The following is an 18,686-nucleotide window of genomic DNA, read 5'->3' as shown; positions in this document are numbered from 1 at the left end:
GACAAGTTTAGCGATTAGTGTGCTGAGCGACCGCAGTGAGATACAGGCAAATTGAAGCCGCTATACCTAGGTTCAATGATTCGGCGGCACCATAAATAGGCAAAGACATGGTCTTATCCGCTTTTTTAGCAACCTCATCGGTAACACCATGAGCCTCATTACCAAAAACCCAAGCGGTTGGCTTTGCCATTTCCGCCACAGAAACTTCAGTGACATCTTGACCTGAAGAGCTAGAAGAAAACACTTGAATGCCGGACGCCTTTATCTTGCTGATCGCCTCAACTAGGTCCTGATCTACGACGATAGGCACATTCAGGATGCTTCCTGCGGTTGACCTGACTACCTTCGGGTTATAAACATCCACCGAGTCAGGGCTCAGAATAACCGCGTCCGCACCGGCCGCATCAGCGGCCCTTATTATCGAGCCGAGATTACCGGGATCCCGACCTTGATCGATAAGTGCCAACAAAACCGGCTCTGTTGAAAGAAGCTTGTCGAGCTTGATGTCCAAGTGATGAACGACTGCCACCACCCCTTGCGGGGTTCTGGTGTCGGAAATTTTGCTCATAACTTCGTCGGTGACTTCTTCGATGGCGACACCCAAATCGGATAGTCCAGCCAAGATTTCACGATACCGCTCCCAAGCCGAGGAGGTCACGAAGACCTCTTCAACTAGACGGGGAGATTTCTCTAGCTCTTTTAGGCCCTGTGGCCCTTCAAGCAAAAAGAGCCCGGTTTCATACCGGGCGTCTTTTTGGTTCAGTCGAACAATCCCCTTGACCCTGTTGGATCTGGGATCATCCAACATTAGCTAGCCTTTGGAGCGTTCACGTCCTTTGGCAATGCTGCCTTCGCCGAGGCAACCAAGGTTGCGAAAGACTTAGGGTCATGAATTGCCATGTCGGACAAAATTCTGCGGTCTACCTCAATACCAGCGAGGTTGAGCCCCTGGATGAAGCGGTTATAAGTCATACCGTTTAGACGAGCCGCAGCGTTGATTCGCTGAATCCATAGTCTGCGGAAATCACCCTTGCGCTTACGACGATCGTTGTACGCGTAGACAAGCGAGTGCAGCAACTGCTGCTTTGCCTGACGATACAGTCTCGAGCGTTGTCCGCGGTAACCCTTGGCGCGCTCTAGAGCGACTCTGCGCTTTTTGTGCGAGTTGACAGCATTTTTTACTCTTGCCATGTTCTTACTCCTTCTTAGTCAGCCCTAGCGGCCGAGCTGCCTTTTAAGCTTCTTGAAATCTGCTGGGGAAACGACCTGGTCTGCATTCAGGCGACGCTTGCGCCTGGAGGACATGTGCTCCTGGTTGTGTCGCATGTTGATCTGCTGCTTCATCAGCTTGCCGCTGCCAGTAAAGCGGAAACGCTTTTTGGCGCCCGAATGGGTCTTCATCTTCGGCATGAGCTCTCCTTTTAGTTCTCTTGCTCCACAGCAGGCTTCTGCTGTGCCTTTTTAGCCTCTGCTCGAGCTTCGGCCTTGTTCTTGAGCGGACCTATAACCATGACCATGCTTCGGCCATCGATTGATGGATTCGACTCAACTGTTCCAAATTCGGTAACTTGGTCAGCTAAATTCCTGAGTAACTTGACACCCATTTCGGGTCGAGACTGCTCTCTACCGCGAAATACAACCATTACCTTGACTTTGTCGCCGGCCTTGAGGAACTTTCGAACCTGTCCCGCCTTTGTCTCATAGTCATGGCTATCAATCTTCAAACCAAATCGAACAGTCTTCAAAACTGTGTTGACCTGGTTCTTGCGAGCCTCACGGACCTTTTGGGCAGCTTCGTACTTGAACTTGCCGTAATCCATAATCTTGCAAACAGGAGGGCTTGAGCCAGGCGAAACCTCGACTAGGTCAAGGTCGGCCTCTCTAGCCAACTTGAGTGCTTGATCAATATCAACAACGCCTACTTGCTCTCCAGCTGGTCCCACAAGACGAACCTGTGCCACCCGAATACGCTCATTAATGCGAGGATCGCTGATAATTTCTCCTTAATAACTGGTTTTGACCACGCAAGCGTGCAGAAATAAATCAACTCTCTTACCCGGCAGCCTATTTAGAAGGCGGCTGACAGGTGGGATTGTAATCCACTTCTGACCGAGCAATAGCTCGGAGCCTCAGGTAGCCTAGCAGAGCATTTGAATATTGAGAAGAGGAAAAGTGGAAGAAGATTTAGCTCGTGACATCGCTGAAGTTCCAGCTGTCGAGGTTATTAACACAACCGCGGTGCACCTAATGAGTGCTGCTGCGGTTCAGTGCGGGCTGTCCGACGACACTCCAGGTGACCTAGCCGAGGCACGAAAGCTGATCACTGCGCTGGCAGGTCTAGTTAGCGCTGCTGCAGGAGAAATCGGCGACCACCACGCTCGCCCCCTGAGAGACGGTCTTAGATCCTTGCAGCTTGCCTTCCGGGAAGCCTCGTTTATAAAAGATGCCCCCGGTCAAGGACCCGGAGAGAAATACACGGGACCAGTTTCCTGACCTAAATAACGGAAATTATTTTCAGCTTAAAAGAATCGACGAAGTCATCAAGGCTCTCAGCCCTTAGGTGCGCGACAAAACTGGTCAGAGCACTCTCTAGATCTTCGGCGGTCAAGCCTGGCCTCATGCCGACCTCAATTACTATTTCCTCCGCTACAAGCCTTGCCTCTGGGTCGCCGGCCGACACTCCGGCCATAACAACGTCTTCTACCTCCTTGACGGCATGGGCAATCACACGCTTCACTTCGGGGCCAGAAACCGCGTCAATTATCTCCAGGTCTTGAGCCAAAGCCGCGAGTTCAGTCCTGCGAAGGGCCCGTGCATGAGTTCCTGGATTAATAATTACTCGCGTGTGACCCTCACCGACTGCTGCGACGCAAAGCTTATTTATCGACACCGGCACGGGACGCGCATCGGGCTTCCAAGAAAGCATATCTGCGACCGAAGTAAAGGCAGGGATTGCAGTTCTGTCATCCGGAGTCGCCACAGCGACTATTGCCAAGTCCGCACTTTTATCAACTGTTTGACCGTGGGGGCCAATACCGGTCTGTCCAATCTCAGCAATTAGCGGGACCAGCAGACGCTGTCCACGAAGTGACTCAATGAAACTCATTTTGACAAACGGAGTGGCTGACAGAGCCGCCGCAATTAGTTCTGGAGTTTCACCGTCATCTTCTGCCCAAGGATTCTCCTCAAATGAGCGTCCCTTCCAAGGGACGCCAGCCGAATCGACAAACGGGCTTTCAGTCAATGGCCGGTCGCTATCGCCAAGGCTTGCTCCAGCGTGAAGCGGCCTGCGTAAAGCGACTTGCCTAAAATCGCACCCTCCAGGCCAAGCGGAACCAAATCAACTAGGTCCTGAATGTCCTGGAGAGTAGAAATACCCCCGGAAGCCACGACAGGCTTTTTGGTGTGCTTCATCACTAACTTCAAGAGCTCGAGGTTCGGGCCTTTCAGGGTTCCATCTTTGGTAACGTCCGTCACGACATATCTGGCGCAGCCATCCGCTTCCAGCCTCGCCAAAACCTCAAGCAGGTCTCCGCCCTCTTTGGTCCACCCTCGAGCAGCCAGCGTGCTTCCCCGCACATCTAAACCAACGGCAATCTGGTCACCGTATTTGCCGATTACTTTTGATGTCCACTCCGGATCCTCAAGTGCGGCGGTTCCGAGATTAACTCGCGCAGCACCAAGCTCCAGAGCTGCCTCAAGCGAGTGATCGTCGCGAATGCCTCCAGAAAGTTCAATTTTTACTGAACCGCTTTGGGCTACCACGTCAGCGATCACCTCTCGATTGTGCCCGCGACCAAATGCGGCATCAAGATCAACCAGGTGAATCCACTCTGCCCCGGCCGCAATCCAATCTTGCGCTGCCGTAATAGGGTGCCCAAAATCTTCTTCGGTCCCTGCCTCACCCTGAGTAAGACGCACAGCCTTGCCGGATGCAACGTCGACCGCGGGTAGTAGCTCAAGCTTCAAGGTGTCTCCTAGATAGATTCAATCCAATTTGAAAGTAACTTCAAACCGGCTGGGCCAGATTTTTCGGGGTGAAACTGAGTGGTTGACAGCGGACCATTTTCAACTGCCGCGAGAAATCGTTCGCCGTGGTTAGACCAGGTCAAGTGAGCCGGGATAAATGGAGGTCGGATATCAAGTTCCCAAGCCACGGCAGCATAGGAGTGAACGAAGTAAAAACGCTCCTTTTCAACTTCACTAAACAAAATCGAGTCCGAGGGTGCCTCGACTGTGCTCCACCCCATGTGGGGCAATCTTGGAGCATCGAGCAAAGTTACAGTCCCGGGCCATTGCCCTAGGCCCTGAGTTTCAACGCCGTGCTCCAAACCGTTTTCAAACATCACCTGCATGCCAACGCAGATCCCAAGCACCGGTCTAGAAGCAGTCAGCCTCTTATCAATGAGGCGATCGGCACCATGCGCAGTTAGCTTTTCCATAACCGAACCAAAGGCCCCAACACCGGGAACTACTAAGCCGTCAGATTGATAGATGTTATTGGCGTTGTCCGTGAGAGTTACATCCGCGCCAGCTTCGGTTAGCGCCTTGCAGACGGAATGGACGTTGCCACTGCCGTAATCAAGAACTGTGACCGATTTGGTCACAAGCTCCCCTTGGTCGATGGCACGCCTACAACGCGAGGATCCAGAGCTACCGACTGCCTTAGCGCTCGCGCAAAAGCCTTGAACTGAGACTCGGCTATGTGGTGGGCATCTCGACCCGCCAAAACATTTATGTGGACCGTAAGGCCAGCATTGTGTGCAATTGCCTCAAACACGTGCCGTACCAATGACCCAGTGAAGTGCCCGCCAATCAAGTGGTACTCAAACCCAGCTGGCTCGCCTGAGTGAACCAAAAAAGGCCTGCCTGAAACATCCACGACTGCTCGAGCTAATGCCTCGTCCAACGGAACGGTTGCGTCTCCGTAGCGACTAATTCCCTGCTTCTCACCGAGTGCCTGAGCAAGCGCCTGACCCAAAACAATCGCAACATCCTCAACGGTGTGGTGTGCGTCGATTTCAACATCGCCGCTAGCAACAACATTTAGGTCTATTAGAGAGTGCTTAGAGAATGCAGTCAGCATGTGGTCATAGAAGGGCACACCGGTTGAGATTTCACTCTTTCCGGTGCCGTCAAGATTGATTGATAACTCAACCGACGATTCACTTGTCTTGCGACTGATTTTTGCTTCCCGATTCACAGCTGTTCCTTTGGCTCTAGTGCCTCTAGTTTAGTCAAGCAGCAATGCCAGCTCGCCAAGTAATTTTGTGGTCTCGGCTTCGGTTCCGGCTGTGACTCGCAGACAGCCCGGAATTCCGATGTCCCTCACGATAATCCCCTTGGCCAGCAGGCTCTCAAAAATAACTTGAGTGTCTTCGAACCCTTGAATTAGGACGAAGTTCGCATCCGATGGCAAGGGCTTGAGGCCCATTTTTAAGACGCCGACCATAATTCGATCGCGCTGAACTTTAATCTGCTCGATATTAGCCAGCAGTTGACCGCTTGTCTCCAGCGCCGCCATGGCTGCCGCCTGAGTCAGTGCAGACAAGTGATACGGCAGCCTAACAATGCGCATGGCATCAACCACGGCAGCATCGGCAGCCATGTAGCCAACCCTCGCTCCGGCAAAGGCGAATGCCTTGCTCATGGTGCGGCTTATTACTAGACGTGGTCGTCCAGGTAGTAGCGATATAGCGCTTGGAGAGTCAGAAAACTCCTGATAGGCCTCATCAATAAGCAGCATTCCCTCGAAGCTCTCGTAGGCCGCTTCAATTACGTCCAGCGAGCTACCGGTTCCAGTTGGGTTATTTGGCGAACAAAGGATAACTACTTGAGGCTCCGCTCTTTGGATTTCCTCACGCACATACTCACTGGTCAGAGAATAACCATCGAGCCGGGGAAGCAACTGGTATTCGGTTAGGGTCGTTCTTGCAATGTTCGCGTACATCGAATAAGTAGGACCAAAGCTCATTGCCTTTGCCTCTGGACCCCCAAAGACTTGAAAAAACTGCTGCAAAATTTCATTCGAGCCGTTTGCAGCCCAAATTTGCTCTGCCGCCAAGTTTCCACCCAGGAACTCAGCGAGCATTTTACGAAGCTCCATGAACTCACGATCGGGATACCTGTTAAGTGTTAGAGCGGCTTCCGCAGTTCGCTGGACAATTCTCAGCGCGACATCTTCGGGAATTCCAAAGGTGTTTTCATTTACATTAAGTCTGATTGGAACATCGACTTGAGGGGCGCCGTAGGGCAGCTGTCCGACCAAGTCTGGTCGTATGGGCAGATCATCGAGGTTAGTCACCCCTCAAGATTAGCGAATGAGTTGGAACCCAAGCGACTCAGGGAAGAGCTATTTGCTGACCAGGAGTCAATTCGACAGTTTCAAGAGCATTTACCATAACAACCCGCGCAATCCAGTCTCTGGGATCCTGAGAAGGAGCGTACTTGTCCGCCAGCTCCCAAAGCGAGTCACCTGACTGCACCGTGACAAATTCAAGAGTTCCCCCAGGGGCGCTTCCAGCAAAAGAGCCGGTGATTCCTAAGATGCTGATTGCAAAACTGAGAGCGAGAATTACAACTGCGCGTACCAAACGCCTCGGATTTGTAAGCCGATAGTTTCCAAGAACTAACATGTTGTGTCCCTTCAGTCCGAATACTTGTTTCGAACACTTGTTCTAAGTTTACGCAGCCTTTTCGAAAAAGCAAGCATTTCTGAATGAATATTTGTGGCTTTATCGAAAATGTGTTTGGTATTTGCTATAAATACGAATACAGTTTCGATACAGGTAGTAAACAGCTACCCTCAGACATTTTGAAGAAGGGGCACGCATGGACACCTCGAACTTGACTAATGTTCAGCAGAGAATTCTCACTGTCATAGCCGAATCGATGGCTGGCCGCAATTACGCGCCCTCAATGAGAGAGATTGGTGAGGCCGTCGGGCTATCCTCAACGGCGAGCGTCTCTCATCAACTAAACAAGCTCGAGCTTCTTGGATTTATTAGTAGAGATCCAAGACGCCCTCGAACAATCGACTTGCTAGGACTAGAGCCAGCCGGAGAAATCATCAACCCCGACGCGGCGATGGTTCCGCTTGTAGGTCGAATCGCAGCCGGTGGTCCGATAACGGCAGAACAAAACGTTGAAGATGTCTTTGCTCTCCCCCGCCAGCTTGTGGGGCAGGGCGACTTGTTTTTGCTAAAGGTCGTCGGAGAGTCAATGATTGATGCCGCTATTTGTGACGGCGACTGGGTAGTGGTTCGTCAGCAGCAGACCGCTGAGAACGGCGACATAGTAGCCGCAATGCTCGAAGAAGAGGCGACAGTCAAAATGTTCAAACAACGCGACGGAAACACCTGGTTGCTTCCAAGAAACTCGGCATTCGAGCCAATTCCTGGGGAGCACGCCGTAATTCTCGGCAAGGTAGTTGCTGTCCTTAGGGCCGTCTAGTAAGGCTTGCCAATTCCGCAGCTAGGTCTTCCCGCACCAACGCTTTGACCTTGGTACCACCCTCTACGTATTCAATGGACTGCACTTTTCCGGCCACGTGAATTCTTGACACTAAATCTCCGCGGTCATAGGGAATCAGCCCGTCAAACAAGACCTCTGGTCGGGGCAATGAAGACGCAATGGCGGCCTCAAGTTCTGCGATACCTAGGCCCGTCCTCGAAGACACTAAAAATGCCCCGGGACAAAGGCCTCGCAGCCTGATGTGCTCCTCTTCGGAAACTAAATCGGCTTTATTGAAAACAATCAACTCTTCGATTGCGGAAGCATCTACCTCGGCGACTACTAGGCGGACGGTTTGGATCTGTCCGAGTGGGTCGGGGTCGGTCGCGTCCACGACATGAACAATCAAATCTGCACCCGCAATTTCTTCGAGGGTAGACCTAAATGCCTCGACCAATTGGTGAGGTAACGAGCGCACAAAACCAACGGTGTCGGCAAGCGTATAACTTCTTCCGTCCGGTGTCTCGTGCCTCCTGATTGTTGGGTCAAGAGTCGCAAAAAGTGCGTTCTCCACCAAAACACCGGCCTTGGTGAGCCTGTTAAGCAGAGAGGATTTTCCTGCGTTGGTGTAGCCGGCGATTGCCACCTGAGGCACTCTCGCTTTTTCCCGCTTGAGTCTTTTGGTATCTCGAGCGCTCTTCATCAAGGCAATTTCACGACGCAATTTGGCCATCTTGGTGTTGATTCGTCTTCTATCAAGTTCGATCTTGGTCTCACCGGGCCCACGCGACCCTATTCCAACACCACCGGCAGCCTGGCCTCCGGCTTGCCTGGACATCGACTCGCCCCAACCGCGCAATCTTGGGAGTAGATACTCAAGCTGCGCAAGTTCGACTTGGGCTTTTCCTTCTTTGCTCTTGGCGTGCTGGGCAAAAATATCAAGAATGATCGCAGTTCGGTCCACTACCTTGACCTTGACTATGTCTTCCAGGGTTCTTCGCTGCGATGGGGCAAGCTCGGCATCAGCTATGACGGTGTCGGCGCCAACTTCCTTGACTAACTCCCTGAGCTCTTCTGCTTTTCCCTTTCCAAAGTAACTCGCGGGGTCGGGCTTTGCGCGTCTTTGCAGAAGTCCGTCCAGCACTTCAGCTCCAGCAGTCTCGGCAAGGGCAGCCAGTTCACGGAGCGAGTTTTCGGCTCGGGTCACTGTGCCAGTCCCCCAAACACCAATTAGGACCACCTTTTCGAGGCGCAGCTGTCTGTACTCGACCTCTGAAATATCTTCTAGTTCGGTCGAAAGCCCGGGGACTCGTCTAAGCGACGCCCGCTCTTCCAGCTCGAGCTGGTCGCCGTCATACTCGGACGCGGGCGCTAGGGAGCCGCGGCGTAAAATTCGGTCGATAGTAGATTCTGGTTCCATTGTTGTTTAAGACTAAGCCTGTATTAGATTTGGCGCATGGCGATGGAGCACTATTTCAGCTCAGAGCCGACAGCGAAGAAAATTGAAACTGAGGTTTCATTTGAAGTTGACGGTGTGAGATTTGACATGGCTGCCGCAAGCGGAACCTTTAGCTCCACACAACTAGACCCCGGTACCAAGGTTCTTCTTTCCCAAACTTCGCTACTACCAAAAGATGGAAACGTACTCGATCTAGGTTGCGGGTGGGGTCCGATAGGGATCGTGATTGCAACTCTATGTCCAGCTGCAAAAGTTCATGCGGTAGATATCAACCAGCGGAGCATCGAGCAGACCCGAGCGAACGCCGATCGAATTGGACTTACAAATCTCAGCATCTGTCTTGCCGACGACCTACCCTCGGACTTGAAATTTGACGCGATCTGGTCAAACCCACCAATTCGAATTGGCAAAGTTGCGCTGCACGAATTATTAAGAACCTACATTCCTCGGCTCGAGGCCGGCGGAAAAGCTGTTTTTGTAGTTCAGAAGAATTTGGGGGCCGATTCACTGGTGCGCTGGCTAGCAGAGGAATACCCGAGTCATGATGTTTCCAGATTAGGGACAGCAAAGACCTACAGAATTATCGAAGTGGTTAATCCTGCCAAGTCCCAGAGTAAGTAAGTACTGCCGGGCCACTGATTGAAACGTGTTCGCCGTCCTCGGTTGGAAACATCCTGACAGCAACCTCTCCCCCAGGAACTTTCACCTTCCAAAAGTTTTGAGTCCCCCCAGCCCAGTGTCGAATTGCAAGGGCTGCAGCCGCTATGCCGGTACCACAACTCATGGTCTCCCCGGAGCCGCGTTCGTGGACCCTCATGGTTAGCCCTGCAACACCTTTATTGATAAGAGGCTCATCCAGGACCACATATTCAACGTTCGCGCCGTCTTCCGGCAGGGGCTCTAGGACTGGGGCTTTCACAAGCTCTAAGCCCTGCAGCTCCTCGAGATCCGCAAGCGCAACCACAACGTGAGGGTTGCCAACATTCACAGAAAGACCAGGCCTGGAGACTTGAAGCCCTTGAGTGCTGACAAGGGTTTGGTCGTCCCCGATTGAAAATAGACCCAAGTCAACCGCCAACCCATTCACCGTTGCAGTTAGATCCTTGATGCCGTTCCTCGTAGCGACCGGCAAAGTGCTGCCATCTGTTAGCGTCGCCAATCCATTTTCCAGCAAATAGCGGGCAAAAACTCGAATGCCATTTCCGCACATCTCTGCCCTAGAACCGTCAGAGTTTCTGTAGTCCATGAACCAAATAGCTTCCGGCTCGTCCTCCAGCAGCTCCGCCACCTCGGAATCCTTGGCGGTGGGCTTCACAATAATTAGGCCGTCGGCACCAATTCCAAAATGCCGGTCACACATTGCGGCAACCTGATCTGCACTCAGATCGACTTGTCCGGCCTTATCAAGCACGAGGATGAAGTCGTTACCCGTTCCGTGCCCTTTTGTGAATTCGATTTTCATACCCCAAGCCTAATTCGCTCCAATGCGGACTGGAGCAATTCCGGGGAGTCCGGCAACCAATGAGTGCGACGATCTCGCTTAAACCAGGACATTTGCCTTCTCGCATATCGGTTAGTTAGGCGAATCGTGTCTTGAATTGCCGAAGCTTCATCAAGTTCTCCGGAGATTTGTTGAAAGACTTGTTGATAGCCGATAGCAGCACGTGCGGTTTTGGATAGCAGCGTTTTGCCCTCTAGAAGTCGCCCCGCCTCGTCAATTAAGCCCTGCGACCACATTCCTGCCACACGGTCTGCAATGCGTGGCTTCAGAACGTCTCTGTCAACATCGATGCCAATGGTGAGAGTGGGGACAAGGTACTCGGGGTCCGGAAGCGTAGAGACAAATGGCAGTCCTGTTATCTGAATCACCTCGAGTGCTCTGATGACCTTTCGAACATTATTGCTGTGGATTTTCTTTCCAGACTCTGGATCTAGCCTCGCAAGCTGGTTGTGCATTTCAAGGTTGCCAACAACCTCCGCCTGAGACTCGAGTTGGTCTCGAATTTCCTTATCGGTTGGAGCGAAATCAAAATAATCGAGAGCGGCCGCTAGGTAGAACATGCTCCCGCCCACAAACACCGGCAACTTCCCTCGAACCCTTATCTCGTTGGCAGTGTCTATTGCCAGCTTGCTATATTCGGCCGCTGTCATTTCCGCGCTTGGTTCAATCGCGTCTATCAAGTGATGTTCAATACCCCGACGCTGATTTTTGGGCAATTTTGCTGTTCCGATGTCCATGCCCCGATAAAGCTGCATCGCATCCGCATTAATAATTTCGGCCGGCTGCCCAGACGATTCCAGCGCTTCGACTAAAGATAAGGCCAGCCCGGACTTGCCCGAGGCAGTAGGGCCAACGATAGCTAGGGCGCTAAACCCCACTTTTCACTCTGATCGGTAAGCCAAGTGAAACTTTGGACTCCCCGGGACCCGGGACACCGCAGCTCTCGAGCTGACGACGGTCATAGGCGTCCCCACCGGCAGTTCTACGGACCTCGTATAGCCCGCCAGGCGCGTAGTCGGCAACAAGGAAATATGGAGCCGCTCTGGTGATTCTGAGCCTCACGGCGTCACCTGGACGAGGAGCTTCCTGGCCCTCTGGAACATCGAAGTGGACAAGTCGGTTATCTTTCGCTCTTCCAGTTAGGCGATCGGTCTGAGAGTCCTTGCGACCTTCATTGGCTGAAGCCAGCACCTCAACCTCTGTCCCAACCAGGAGCTTATTTTCCTCCCAAGCAACTTCGTTGACGACTGCTAGAAGGCGTTCGTATCTTTCTTGAACTACTTCCTTAGGAAGCTGATCGGGCATTTCGGCAGCTGGAGTTCCCGGCCGCTTCGAGTATTGATAGGTGAAGCAGGCTGCAAACCTCGATTTTCTAACGACGTCTATGGTGTCCTGAAAATCCTGTTCTGTCTCGCCCGGAAAGCCCACAATTATGTCGGTTGTTATCGCAGCTTCCGGCATTACCGCGCGAACGCGATCGAGAATCCCCAGATACTTTGACGCTCGGTAACTGCGCTTCATGTCCTTCAGAACCTTGTCCGAACCAGACTGCATTGGCATGTGTAGTTGGGGCATAACGTTCGAGGTTTCAGCCATCGCGGCAATCACGTCGTCCGTAAATGACGCAGGGTGAGGAGATGTGAATCTGAGCCGTTCAAGCCCCTTGATTTCACCACACGCCCTCAACAATTTGGCGAATGCACCGCGATCACCGAACTCAACTCCGTATGCATTGACGTTTTGGCCCAACAGGGTAACTTCGATTGCCCCATCAGCAACGAGTGCTTCGACTTCGGCCAAAATCTCCCCGGGGCGTCGGTCCTTCTCCTTGCCCCTCAGCGTTGGGACTATGCAGAAGGTGCAGGTGTTATTACAACCCACCGAAATCGACACCCAGCCGCTAAACGGGCTCTCACGCTTGGTTGGAAGAGTAGAGGGGAAAACCTCCAAGGATTCCAGGATTTCGATTTGAGCCTCAGCATTGTGCCTTGCTCGCTCCAGCAGAACCGGCAGGGAGCCCATGTTGTGGGTTCCGAACACCACGTCCACCCAAGGCGCCCGCTGCAAGATTACGTCCTGATCCTTCTGCGCCAAACAGCCGCCAACGGCAATCTGCAGCTTAGGATTAGCCTCTTTTTTGGGAAGCAACATACCGAGCGTTCCATAAAGCTTGTTGTCCGCGTTCTCACGAACGGCGCAAGTATTAAAAACAACTATGTCCGGGTCTTTCCCCTTACTTTCCTCATAGCCAGCTGAGTCAAGCAGTCCAGAGATACGCTCAGAATCGTGAACGTTCATTTGGCACCCAAAGGTGCGGACTTCGTAGGTAAGAGACATGACAGGCTTGATTTTAGTCGTTAGACCTAATTTCGCGAAGTGCGCTAGAAACCATTGACGAGCTGAAGCCTCTCCTCATCAAGAATCCCGAGACTCTTCTGTATCTCGCATCGAGTTCTAAACTTGCCAGCCGGTCCCAACGAGCCCTACCTAATTCCAGAACCAGCTTCTCTTCATCTTCTCTAGTTATACCCGAAACAGCCTCTTCAACTAAAGACCTATCCACGCCCTTTTGTTGTAATTCTCTGCTGATAATTCTTGAAGATTTCCCTTTTTCGACTCTGGAGCGAACGTAGGCAGCGGCAAAAACTGAGTCGTCAATCAACTGGACTTCCTCGAACCGATCCAGAAGAGGCTGTGCTATCTCCGGAGGAATCTCTCGTTTTTCAAGAATTTGGGCTAGCTGCCATTTAGTCTTCATGCTTCGAGAAAGCTGGAAAAGCAGCACGTTACGTGCGCGCTTTTCCAGCTTCTCTTGAGACCGTGTTTCTTGAGGCTGTGCTTCTTGAGGCTTTATATCAGGCATCGTTTGCGGCCTTAGCGACCGGCTTAGTGCCCTCTACTGCATCTGCAATTTCCTCAACCGGAAGGTCAGCAACAGGTCGTGGAACTCCCACGCCAAGCTTCGCCTTGATCTTCTGTTCGATGGTGGCTGCAATCTCCGGATTTTCCTTCAAGAACTTGCGCGAATTTTCTTTTCCTTGACCCAGTTGTTCGCCGTCAAAGGTGTACCAGGCTCCAGACTTATTAACAATGTCCTGCTCGACACCAAAGTCGATCAAGCTACCCTCGCGGGAGATTCCCTCGCCGAAGATGATATCGAACTCTGCCTGCTTGAATGGTGACGCAAGCTTATTCTTTACGACCTTAACTCTTGAGCGGTTACCCACGGCGTTGTTCTGTCCGTCCTTTAGGGTCTCAATTCGACGAATGTCCAATCGGACCGACGCATAGAACTTCAAAGCCTTTCCACCCGAAGTGGTCTCTGGTGAACCGAAGAAGACTCCGATTTTTTCACGCAGCTGGTTGATAAAGATTGCGGTGGTGTCCGTGTTGCTGATTGCGCCGGTTAGCTTACGCAGAGCCTGAGACATCAAACGAGCCTGAAGACCCACGTGAGTGTCTCCCATTTCGCCTTCGATCTCGGCACGGGGCACTAGCGCGGCGACAGAGTCAATCACGATGACATCGATTGATCCGGATCGGATCAACATGTCAGTAATCTCGAGCGCCTGCTCTCCGGTGTCTGGCTGGCTAACAAGAAGTGCATCGATGTCTACACCAAGCTTGGCGGCGTAAATAGGGTCTAGAGCGTGCTCGGCATCAATAAATGCGGCTGTACCGCCGGCTTTCTGAGCGCTAGCGATAGCGTGAAGAGCAATGGTTGTCTTACCTGAGGCCTCTGGCCCGTATACCTCCACGATTCGACCTCTTGGAAGCCCACCAATTCCCAATGCGACGTCCAACGCGATTGAGCCGGTTGAGATCGATGCTATTGGGGCGCGCTCTTCGGATCCCAATCGCATAACTGACCCCTTGCCGAACTGGCGATCAATCTGCGCTAAAGCAGTGTCTAGGGCCTTTTCTCTATCTGATGCACTTGGCATTACAACCTCTTTCCGACGCCTGGCGCCTTGTTTACAACGAAGCTACGCTCCGTCTAAGACATTTTGCAGACCTGGCAAGAAACCTCTTGATAAGTCTTAGAAACTCTTAGCTGTTAGTAACAATAGGCGTTCGAACAAAATTTCGAATGATTAGTTTTCGGCGTGTTGCTTTGTCCGAGGTTTGCCGTGCCAACGTTCCTTAGGAACGCCAAGGTGAGAGCAGAGCGCTAGCCATACTTCCTTGGGATCATCGCCAGACTTGATTAGCTCCAGCGGGGTTTTATCTGATTTGTCTGTGAGTCTGGTGTCCGCCAATATCACGGCGGCGAAGCTAGGTCCAAACTCCTCGTCGACTAGTTGCCGGAACTGACTCAGCTTCACTAGTGAGAGTAAAGCTCTGCTTCGGTTACAAAAGCATCTGGGACGGTGTCCGGGATGTAAGTCTTTTCGGCATAAACGCCTTCGACCAGTGCAAGACGGTCAGAAACCTCGCGCAGCAACTGCGCTAATGGCACGTCAAGTGCCTCGGTTACGGATGCAAGAATCTCAGAGGAGGCTTCTTTTTGACCGCGTTCGACCTCGGAAAGATAGCCGAGGGCAACAGAAGCCTTGGCAGCCACTTGCCTAAGTGTCTGACCCTGTTCTAAGCGGTGGTTACGAAGTACGTCACCGATTTCTTGTCTAAGCAGAACCAAAGTTTCCTCCTGGCCGATAATCTATCGGCTTCTATTGCTAAAAATACCCAAAGTAACTGAATGTTTCCTGATTGATAACCAACTACTCAGGCTAAATGTTCCCTAAGGATCTCGATTGCGCGATCCAGGCAAAGCATTCTGATTTGATTCCTTGAACCCTCAAAGTTTTCGCTGTAGACGGTCACGCCTTGAGAGGAACTGATTGCGATGAAAACTTCTCCTGGCATTCTCCCCGACACGCTGCTTGGTCCGGCAACACCCGTAGTTGCTATTCCGATGACCGAACCTAAGTCTTTGCCGGCAGCCTTGGAGAACCTTTCTCGGACGCCTTCAGCCATCTGTGCGGCAACTTCGGCATCTACCGCACTCTGATTGGCTATCAGGGCCGGTGACACCCCTAGGAGTTGCTCCTTGATGCGGTCCTGGTAGGCAACAATCCCTCCAAGCACTACCTCGGAGGCTCCATCGACGCCTATTAGAGCGGAGGCTAACGCGCCTCCAGTAATCGATTCAGCAATAGCGATTGAGAGGCCGGCCTTTTTTGCCAGCGCTATAACTTGCTCGGCCATAGAATCTGCTTTCCGCTCCAAAGCGTCAACACAACGGTAAACCAGACAACAGCCTGGGTAAAGAGCACGTACCAGTCACCCAAGACTTCAAATGGCGCCAATGCCAGGCTAACCGCGATGATTTGCATGACTGTTTTGAATTTTCCACCCCCGGTAGCTGCAATCACTCGACGCTTCGCAACCACCAACCGGTAAACGGTCACAATCAACTCTCTTCCAAGAATCAGCGAAGTCGCTATCCAAGGAACTGCGCCCTGAGCAGATAACGCAACAAGGGCTCCAGTAAGTAAGGCTTTATCTGCGATTGGGTCAAGTAGCTTGCCGAAATCACTGACCAGGTTCCGCCTTCTAGCAATAGCACCGTCGATACCATCGGTCGAAGCCGCAAGCACCAGCAGCACCAGCGCGGCAAACCGGCCCCAAAAATCCCAGTAATCAAAGATTAGCCAAAGGACAATTGGCACCATTGCCAGCCTGGTCAATGTAATTAGGTTGGGGGTTTGTCTGTAAATAAAGCTTCTAGAAGTCATCGCGCCTGCCGGTTAGCTGCCAAGCGTCTTCATCCGGTTCGTCATCGGAACCCGGCGAATCGCCCTCGACCACAGCCGAGGTTTGGCCGCTTATCTTGCTAAGTAAAGCTGGCAGATCTTCTGCCTTAACTAGAACATCCCTGGCCTTCGAGCCTTCAGAAGCTCCGACAACCCCGCGGGATTCAAGAAGATCCATCATTCGTCCCGCCTTCGCGAAGCCAATCCGCAGCTTCCGCTGAAGCATTGAGGTTGACCCAAATTGAGAATTGACGATTAAGTCACAAGCCGCAAGGAGAATATCCATGTCGTCGCCGATGTCGCTATCCACGACCTTAGAAGTTACCCGCTGTATTACATCACTTCGGTACTCAGGGTTCATCTGAGCCTTGACATGGTCAACTACTTTTTGAAGCTCGGCTTCAGACACCCAAGCTCCTTGAACGCGAACTGCCTTATTCGTTCCCATTGGCGCGAAAAGCGCATCACCTTGCCCCACCAGCTTCTCAGCTCCCGGCTGATCAAGAATTACCCGAGAGTCAGTCAAAGAAGAGACCGAGAAAGCAAGCCTCGAAGGAACGTTTGCCTTTATTAGACCGGTCACCACGTCGACCGAAGGTCGCTGGGTTGCCAGCACCAGGTGGATGCCTGATGCTCTGGCCAACTGAGTAATCCGAACAATAGAATCCTCAACGTCCCGTGGCGCAACAATCATCAAATCCGCAAGCTCGTCCACCACCACTAAGAGATAAGGATATGGTTGCAGGTCTCGCTTGGATCCCTCCGGAACCTTTACGTCTCCGCTGATAACAGCGCGATTGAAATCATCGATGTGCTTGAAACCAAAAGACGCCAGATCGTCGTAACGCGACTCCATCTCTCTGACGACCCATTGCAAAGCCTCAGAAGCCTTTTTAGGATTTGTGATGATTGGAGTAACCAGGTGCGGAACCCCTTGGTAAACCGAGAGCTCAACTCGCTTAGGGTCAACCAGCACCATTCGAACTTCGGCAGGAGTAGCCCGCATCAATACGGAGCAAATCATAGAGTTTATAAAGCTTGACTTACCTGCTCCAGTAGCCCCGGCTACCAATAAGTGAGGCATTTTGGCAAGGTTTGCTACCAGGTAACCGCCCTCGACATCTTTTCCAACGCCGATTGTCAAGGGGTGTTGAACACCGGTTGCAGCCTTAGATCTCAGAACGTCTCCAAGAGAAACAGTCTCCCTATCGGTGTTAGGAATCTCAATGCCGATAGCGCTCTTACCTGGAATTGGGGCCAAAATACGAACTTCACTGGAAGCCACCGCGTAGCTGATGTTATTGACCAACCTTGTTACAGCTTCGACCTTCACCCCCGGTGCCAGTTCAACTTCGTATCTAGTCACAGTCGGTCCACGCTGGAAATCGGACACCCTGGCTTGAATATCGAACTCTTTGAAAACCTCGTTGATGGAAGCAACCACCTGATCGTTCACCGCGGATTTCGCTTTGTGGGGTGTACCTGCCGAAAGCAGACCAAGCGCCGGTAGCACATAGGGCCGTTTTGCTCTTTCTGAGGAAGGTATGTCGATTGGCTCGGTCACCCCTTCTGGTTGTGAGAAAAACTCTGGCTCATCACTCGAGTCATCGCCATTGACCGCGACATCTACCGATTCAATCGGAGCATCTATTTCGGCTGCAACAAACTCATCGATGTCCGACACGAGGGGGGAATCAAAAGCGGGCTCTAGCTCACGCTCTTTCTTCCACCAGCTTGACTTCTTGGCATCGAATGCGTCGGTCTCAACTGAGTTTTTGTTTTCAGCAAACAAAAATCCGTAGAGCCTCTTGAAGTTGACAATGATTTTATTGGGAGCGGTTCCTGTCATCACTAGCAGTGCAATTACGGACAACAAAACTAGTGCGGGCACAGCTACGTAAATACTCAAAATCTCAGCAAGCGGGCCTCCAACCAACCAACCAAAGAGACCCCCTGCCTCTGCCAATGCATCGACGCCATCCCGTGGAGAAGGCATATTGGAAAAGACGTGGAAAAACCCTGAGATAACAGATAAAAGCAACCAGAATCCCAGCGCGAATCTAGAACTGTCCCTGACCGAGGCGGGGTGCCTGAATAAATAAAGCGCGTAACCAAAAAACACAACCGGCAAGGCGTAAGCGACTAACCCGAAAAGCATCCCGAAAGTGAAATTGTGCAGTGCTAGCGCCCAAGGTTCTCCGATTAGGAACCAGGCGTTCGCGGCACCAGAAATGCTGAGCAACAGCAGAAAAAATGGTGCGCCGTCTCTACGGTCTTCGTTCGAGAGTTTTTCGGTACTGAAGGCCCGAATTATGCCACCAAAAAAATGAGCGACACCAAGATAACCGGCGCTTAGCGTGGCGCCAAGATTTGAGCGTTGATTCGAAGGGCCGGAGGGTTTGCGGGCAGCCTCCCTCGACCTTGAGGTCGCAGGCTTTTTGGCAGACCGGCTACTAGTCGGTCTGCGGGGTGGTGGAGTCTTTGCTGCCATGAGGAAAAACTAGCAATCTATTTGGTG

The 18,686-nt window shown here is 52.1% G+C and carries 24 protein-coding genes; 3 read left to right on the top strand and 21 right to left on the bottom strand.

The window, feature by feature from the left end:
* Positions 1-7: 7 nt before the first annotated feature.
* The 4 genes from IMCC13023_RS03685 to infC are packed head-to-tail and all read right to left on the bottom strand — an operon-like array spanning position 8 to position 1,979.
* Complete coding sequence (locus tag IMCC13023_RS03685) at positions 8-808, bottom strand: TrmH family RNA methyltransferase (RefSeq protein ID WP_007541378.1); 801 nt, start codon at positions 806-808, stop codon at positions 8-10.
* Positions 808-1,191, bottom strand: coding sequence for a 50S ribosomal protein L20 (gene rplT / locus IMCC13023_RS03680; protein ID WP_007541377.1), 384 nt, complete (start codon positions 1,189-1,191; stop codon positions 808-810). The genes IMCC13023_RS03685 and rplT overlap by 1 nt, the downstream gene beginning before the upstream one ends.
* 24 nt (positions 1,192-1,215) lie before the next feature.
* Positions 1,216-1,410: a 50S ribosomal protein L35 gene (gene rpmI / locus IMCC13023_RS03675; protein WP_040324904.1), complete on the bottom strand. Its 195-nt coding sequence runs from the start codon at positions 1,408-1,410 to the stop codon at positions 1,216-1,218.
* A gap of 11 nt (positions 1,411-1,421) precedes the next feature.
* Entirely contained in the window at positions 1,422-1,979 is a 558-nt protein-coding gene (gene infC, locus IMCC13023_RS03670; RefSeq protein ID WP_445790000.1) for a translation initiation factor IF-3, read from the bottom strand.
* Positions 1,980-2,172: 193 nt separating this feature from the next.
* Here infC and IMCC13023_RS03665 point away from each other — a divergent pair, with 193 nt between their 5' ends.
* On the top strand, positions 2,173-2,493 hold the full coding sequence (locus IMCC13023_RS03665) for a DUF1844 domain-containing protein (RefSeq protein ID WP_007541374.1): 321 nt from the start codon (positions 2,173-2,175) through the stop codon (positions 2,491-2,493).
* A gap of 1 nt (position 2,494) precedes the next feature.
* On the opposite strand, the gene IMCC13023_RS03660 is transcribed toward IMCC13023_RS03665, so the two are convergent.
* Genes IMCC13023_RS03660 through IMCC13023_RS03635 form a run of 6 tightly spaced genes read right to left on the bottom strand, consistent with a single transcriptional unit; the run spans position 2,495 to position 6,635 of the window.
* Positions 2,495-3,244 carry an SseB family protein gene (locus IMCC13023_RS03660; protein WP_007541373.1) on the bottom strand — a complete coding sequence of 250 codons (750 nt, stop codon included), beginning with the start codon at positions 3,242-3,244 and terminating at the stop codon, positions 2,495-2,497.
* Positions 3,241-3,969: a bifunctional 1-(5-phosphoribosyl)-5-((5-phosphoribosylamino)methylideneamino)imidazole-4-carboxamide isomerase/phosphoribosylanthranilate isomerase PriA gene (gene priA / locus IMCC13023_RS03655; protein ID WP_007541372.1), complete on the bottom strand. Its 729-nt coding sequence runs from the start codon at positions 3,967-3,969 to the stop codon at positions 3,241-3,243. The genes IMCC13023_RS03660 and priA overlap by 4 nt, the downstream gene beginning before the upstream one ends.
* Before the next feature lie 8 nt (positions 3,970-3,977).
* Positions 3,978-4,607: an imidazole glycerol phosphate synthase subunit HisH gene (gene hisH, locus IMCC13023_RS03650; protein ID WP_007541371.1), complete on the bottom strand. Its 630-nt coding sequence runs from the start codon at positions 4,605-4,607 to the stop codon at positions 3,978-3,980.
* Positions 4,604-5,203, bottom strand: coding sequence for an imidazoleglycerol-phosphate dehydratase HisB (hisB, locus tag IMCC13023_RS03645; RefSeq protein WP_007541370.1), 600 nt, complete (start codon positions 5,201-5,203; stop codon positions 4,604-4,606). Before hisB ends, hisH begins: the two co-directional genes overlap by 4 nt.
* A gap of 30 nt (positions 5,204-5,233) precedes the next feature.
* Positions 5,234-6,304 carry a histidinol-phosphate transaminase gene (locus IMCC13023_RS03640; protein ID WP_040324900.1) on the bottom strand — a complete coding sequence of 357 codons (1,071 nt, stop codon included), beginning with the start codon at positions 6,302-6,304 and terminating at the stop codon, positions 5,234-5,236.
* Between the two features lie 37 nt (positions 6,305-6,341).
* Complete coding sequence (locus IMCC13023_RS03635) at positions 6,342-6,635, bottom strand: LysM peptidoglycan-binding domain-containing protein (RefSeq protein WP_007541368.1); 294 nt, start codon at positions 6,633-6,635, stop codon at positions 6,342-6,344.
* 196 nt (positions 6,636-6,831) lie between these two features.
* Here IMCC13023_RS03635 and lexA point away from each other — a divergent pair, with 196 nt between their 5' ends.
* Positions 6,832-7,452: a transcriptional repressor LexA gene (lexA, locus tag IMCC13023_RS03630; RefSeq protein WP_007541367.1), complete on the top strand. Its 621-nt coding sequence runs from the start codon at positions 6,832-6,834 to the stop codon at positions 7,450-7,452.
* Here the strand turns inward: lexA and hflX are convergent.
* Entirely contained in the window at positions 7,439-8,872 is a 1,434-nt protein-coding gene (hflX, locus tag IMCC13023_RS03625; protein ID WP_007541366.1) for a GTPase HflX, read from the bottom strand. The genes lexA and hflX overlap by 14 nt on opposite strands.
* Positions 8,873-8,908: 36 nt before the next feature.
* Between hflX and IMCC13023_RS03620 the strand changes: the two genes are divergently transcribed.
* Positions 8,909-9,532 carry a class I SAM-dependent methyltransferase gene (locus tag IMCC13023_RS03620; protein ID WP_040324898.1) on the top strand — a complete coding sequence of 208 codons (624 nt, stop codon included), beginning with the start codon at positions 8,909-8,911 and terminating at the stop codon, positions 9,530-9,532.
* Here the strand turns inward: IMCC13023_RS03620 and dapF are convergent.
* The 10 genes from dapF to IMCC13023_RS03570 form a co-directional block, all read right to left on the bottom strand.
* The gene (gene dapF, locus IMCC13023_RS03615; RefSeq protein WP_007541364.1) at positions 9,504-10,373 is read right to left on the bottom strand and encodes a diaminopimelate epimerase; all 870 of its coding nucleotides are present in this window, start codon (positions 10,371-10,373) and stop codon (positions 9,504-9,506) included. The two genes, IMCC13023_RS03620 and dapF, sit on opposite strands and share 29 nt — an antisense overlap.
* On the bottom strand, positions 10,370-11,290 hold the full coding sequence (gene miaA, locus IMCC13023_RS03610; RefSeq protein WP_007541362.1) for a tRNA (adenosine(37)-N6)-dimethylallyltransferase MiaA: 921 nt from the start codon (positions 11,288-11,290) through the stop codon (positions 10,370-10,372). Before miaA ends, dapF begins: the two co-directional genes overlap by 4 nt.
* Positions 11,280-12,749, bottom strand: a complete 1,470-nt coding sequence (gene miaB / locus IMCC13023_RS03605; protein WP_007541360.1) for a tRNA (N6-isopentenyl adenosine(37)-C2)-methylthiotransferase MiaB — start codon at positions 12,747-12,749, stop codon at positions 11,280-11,282. The genes miaA and miaB overlap by 11 nt, the downstream gene beginning before the upstream one ends.
* Positions 12,750-12,762: 13 nt before the next feature.
* Entirely contained in the window at positions 12,763-13,275 is a 513-nt protein-coding gene (locus IMCC13023_RS03600) for a regulatory protein RecX (RefSeq protein ID WP_007541358.1), read from the bottom strand.
* Positions 13,268-14,356: a recombinase RecA gene (recA, locus tag IMCC13023_RS03595; RefSeq protein ID WP_007541357.1), complete on the bottom strand. Its 1,089-nt coding sequence runs from the start codon at positions 14,354-14,356 to the stop codon at positions 13,268-13,270. Before recA ends, IMCC13023_RS03600 begins: the two co-directional genes overlap by 8 nt.
* 150 nt (positions 14,357-14,506) lie before the next feature.
* A complete protein-coding gene (locus tag IMCC13023_RS03590) occupies positions 14,507-14,737 on the bottom strand; it encodes a DUF3046 domain-containing protein (protein WP_007541354.1) in 231 nt (76 codons plus the stop codon).
* Positions 14,737-15,051, bottom strand: coding sequence for a helix-turn-helix domain-containing protein (locus IMCC13023_RS03585; RefSeq protein ID WP_040324895.1), 315 nt, complete (start codon positions 15,049-15,051; stop codon positions 14,737-14,739). Before IMCC13023_RS03585 ends, IMCC13023_RS03590 begins: the two co-directional genes overlap by 1 nt.
* An 86-nt stretch (positions 15,052-15,137) precedes the next feature.
* Entirely contained in the window at positions 15,138-15,620 is a 483-nt protein-coding gene (locus IMCC13023_RS03580; protein WP_007541351.1) for a CinA family protein, read from the bottom strand.
* Positions 15,602-16,150 carry a CDP-diacylglycerol--glycerol-3-phosphate 3-phosphatidyltransferase gene (gene pgsA / locus IMCC13023_RS03575; RefSeq protein WP_007541349.1) on the bottom strand — a complete coding sequence of 183 codons (549 nt, stop codon included), beginning with the start codon at positions 16,148-16,150 and terminating at the stop codon, positions 15,602-15,604. Before pgsA ends, IMCC13023_RS03580 begins: the two co-directional genes overlap by 19 nt.
* Complete coding sequence (locus IMCC13023_RS03570; RefSeq protein ID WP_040324893.1) at positions 16,140-18,659, bottom strand: FtsK/SpoIIIE family DNA translocase; 2,520 nt, start codon at positions 18,657-18,659, stop codon at positions 16,140-16,142. The genes pgsA and IMCC13023_RS03570 overlap by 11 nt, the downstream gene beginning before the upstream one ends.
* Positions 18,660-18,686: the final 27 nt, after the last annotated feature.

The organism is Candidatus Aquiluna sp. IMCC13023 (assembly GCF_000257665.1).
GTDB lineage: Bacteria > Actinomycetota > Actinomycetes > Actinomycetales > Microbacteriaceae > Aquiluna.
Note: the sequence above shows the minus strand (reverse complement) of the source record. Positions and strands in the feature narration are given on the sequence as shown.

Bases quoted from the DNA above. Each gene is read 5' to 3' on its own strand.
- hflX (WP_007541366.1), bottom strand. From the start codon at position 8,872: ATGGAACCAGAATCTACTATCGACCGAATTTTACGCCGCGGCTCCCTA.
- IMCC13023_RS03600 (WP_007541358.1), bottom strand. From the start codon at position 13,275: ATGCCTGATATAAAGCCTCAAGAAGCACAGCCTCAAGAAACACGGTCT.
- dapF (WP_007541364.1), bottom strand. From the start codon at position 10,373: ATGAAAATCGAATTCACAAAAGGGCACGGAACGGGTAACGACTTCATC.
- IMCC13023_RS03620 (WP_040324898.1), top strand. From the start codon at position 8,909: ATGGCGATGGAGCACTATTTCAGCTCAGAGCCGACAGCGAAGAAAATT.
- IMCC13023_RS03635 (WP_007541368.1), bottom strand. From the start codon at position 6,635: ATGTTAGTTCTTGGAAACTATCGGCTTACAAATCCGAGGCGTTTGGTA.
- IMCC13023_RS03685 (WP_007541378.1), bottom strand. From the start codon at position 808: ATGTTGGATGATCCCAGATCCAACAGGGTCAAGGGGATTGTTCGACTG.
- recA (WP_007541357.1), bottom strand. From the start codon at position 14,356: ATGCCAAGTGCATCAGATAGAGAAAAGGCCCTAGACACTGCTTTAGCG.
- lexA (WP_007541367.1), top strand. From the start codon at position 6,832: ATGGACACCTCGAACTTGACTAATGTTCAGCAGAGAATTCTCACTGTC.
- rplT (WP_007541377.1), bottom strand. From the start codon at position 1,191: ATGGCAAGAGTAAAAAATGCTGTCAACTCGCACAAAAAGCGCAGAGTC.
- rpmI (WP_040324904.1), bottom strand. From the start codon at position 1,410: ATGCCGAAGATGAAGACCCATTCGGGCGCCAAAAAGCGTTTCCGCTTT.
- IMCC13023_RS03580 (WP_007541351.1), bottom strand. From the start codon at position 15,620: ATGGCCGAGCAAGTTATAGCGCTGGCAAAAAAGGCCGGCCTCTCAATC.
- miaB (WP_007541360.1), bottom strand. From the start codon at position 12,749: ATGTCTCTTACCTACGAAGTCCGCACCTTTGGGTGCCAAATGAACGTT.
- IMCC13023_RS03570 (WP_040324893.1), bottom strand. From the start codon at position 18,659: ATGGCAGCAAAGACTCCACCACCCCGCAGACCGACTAGTAGCCGGTCT.
- pgsA (WP_007541349.1), bottom strand. From the start codon at position 16,150: ATGACTTCTAGAAGCTTTATTTACAGACAAACCCCCAACCTAATTACA.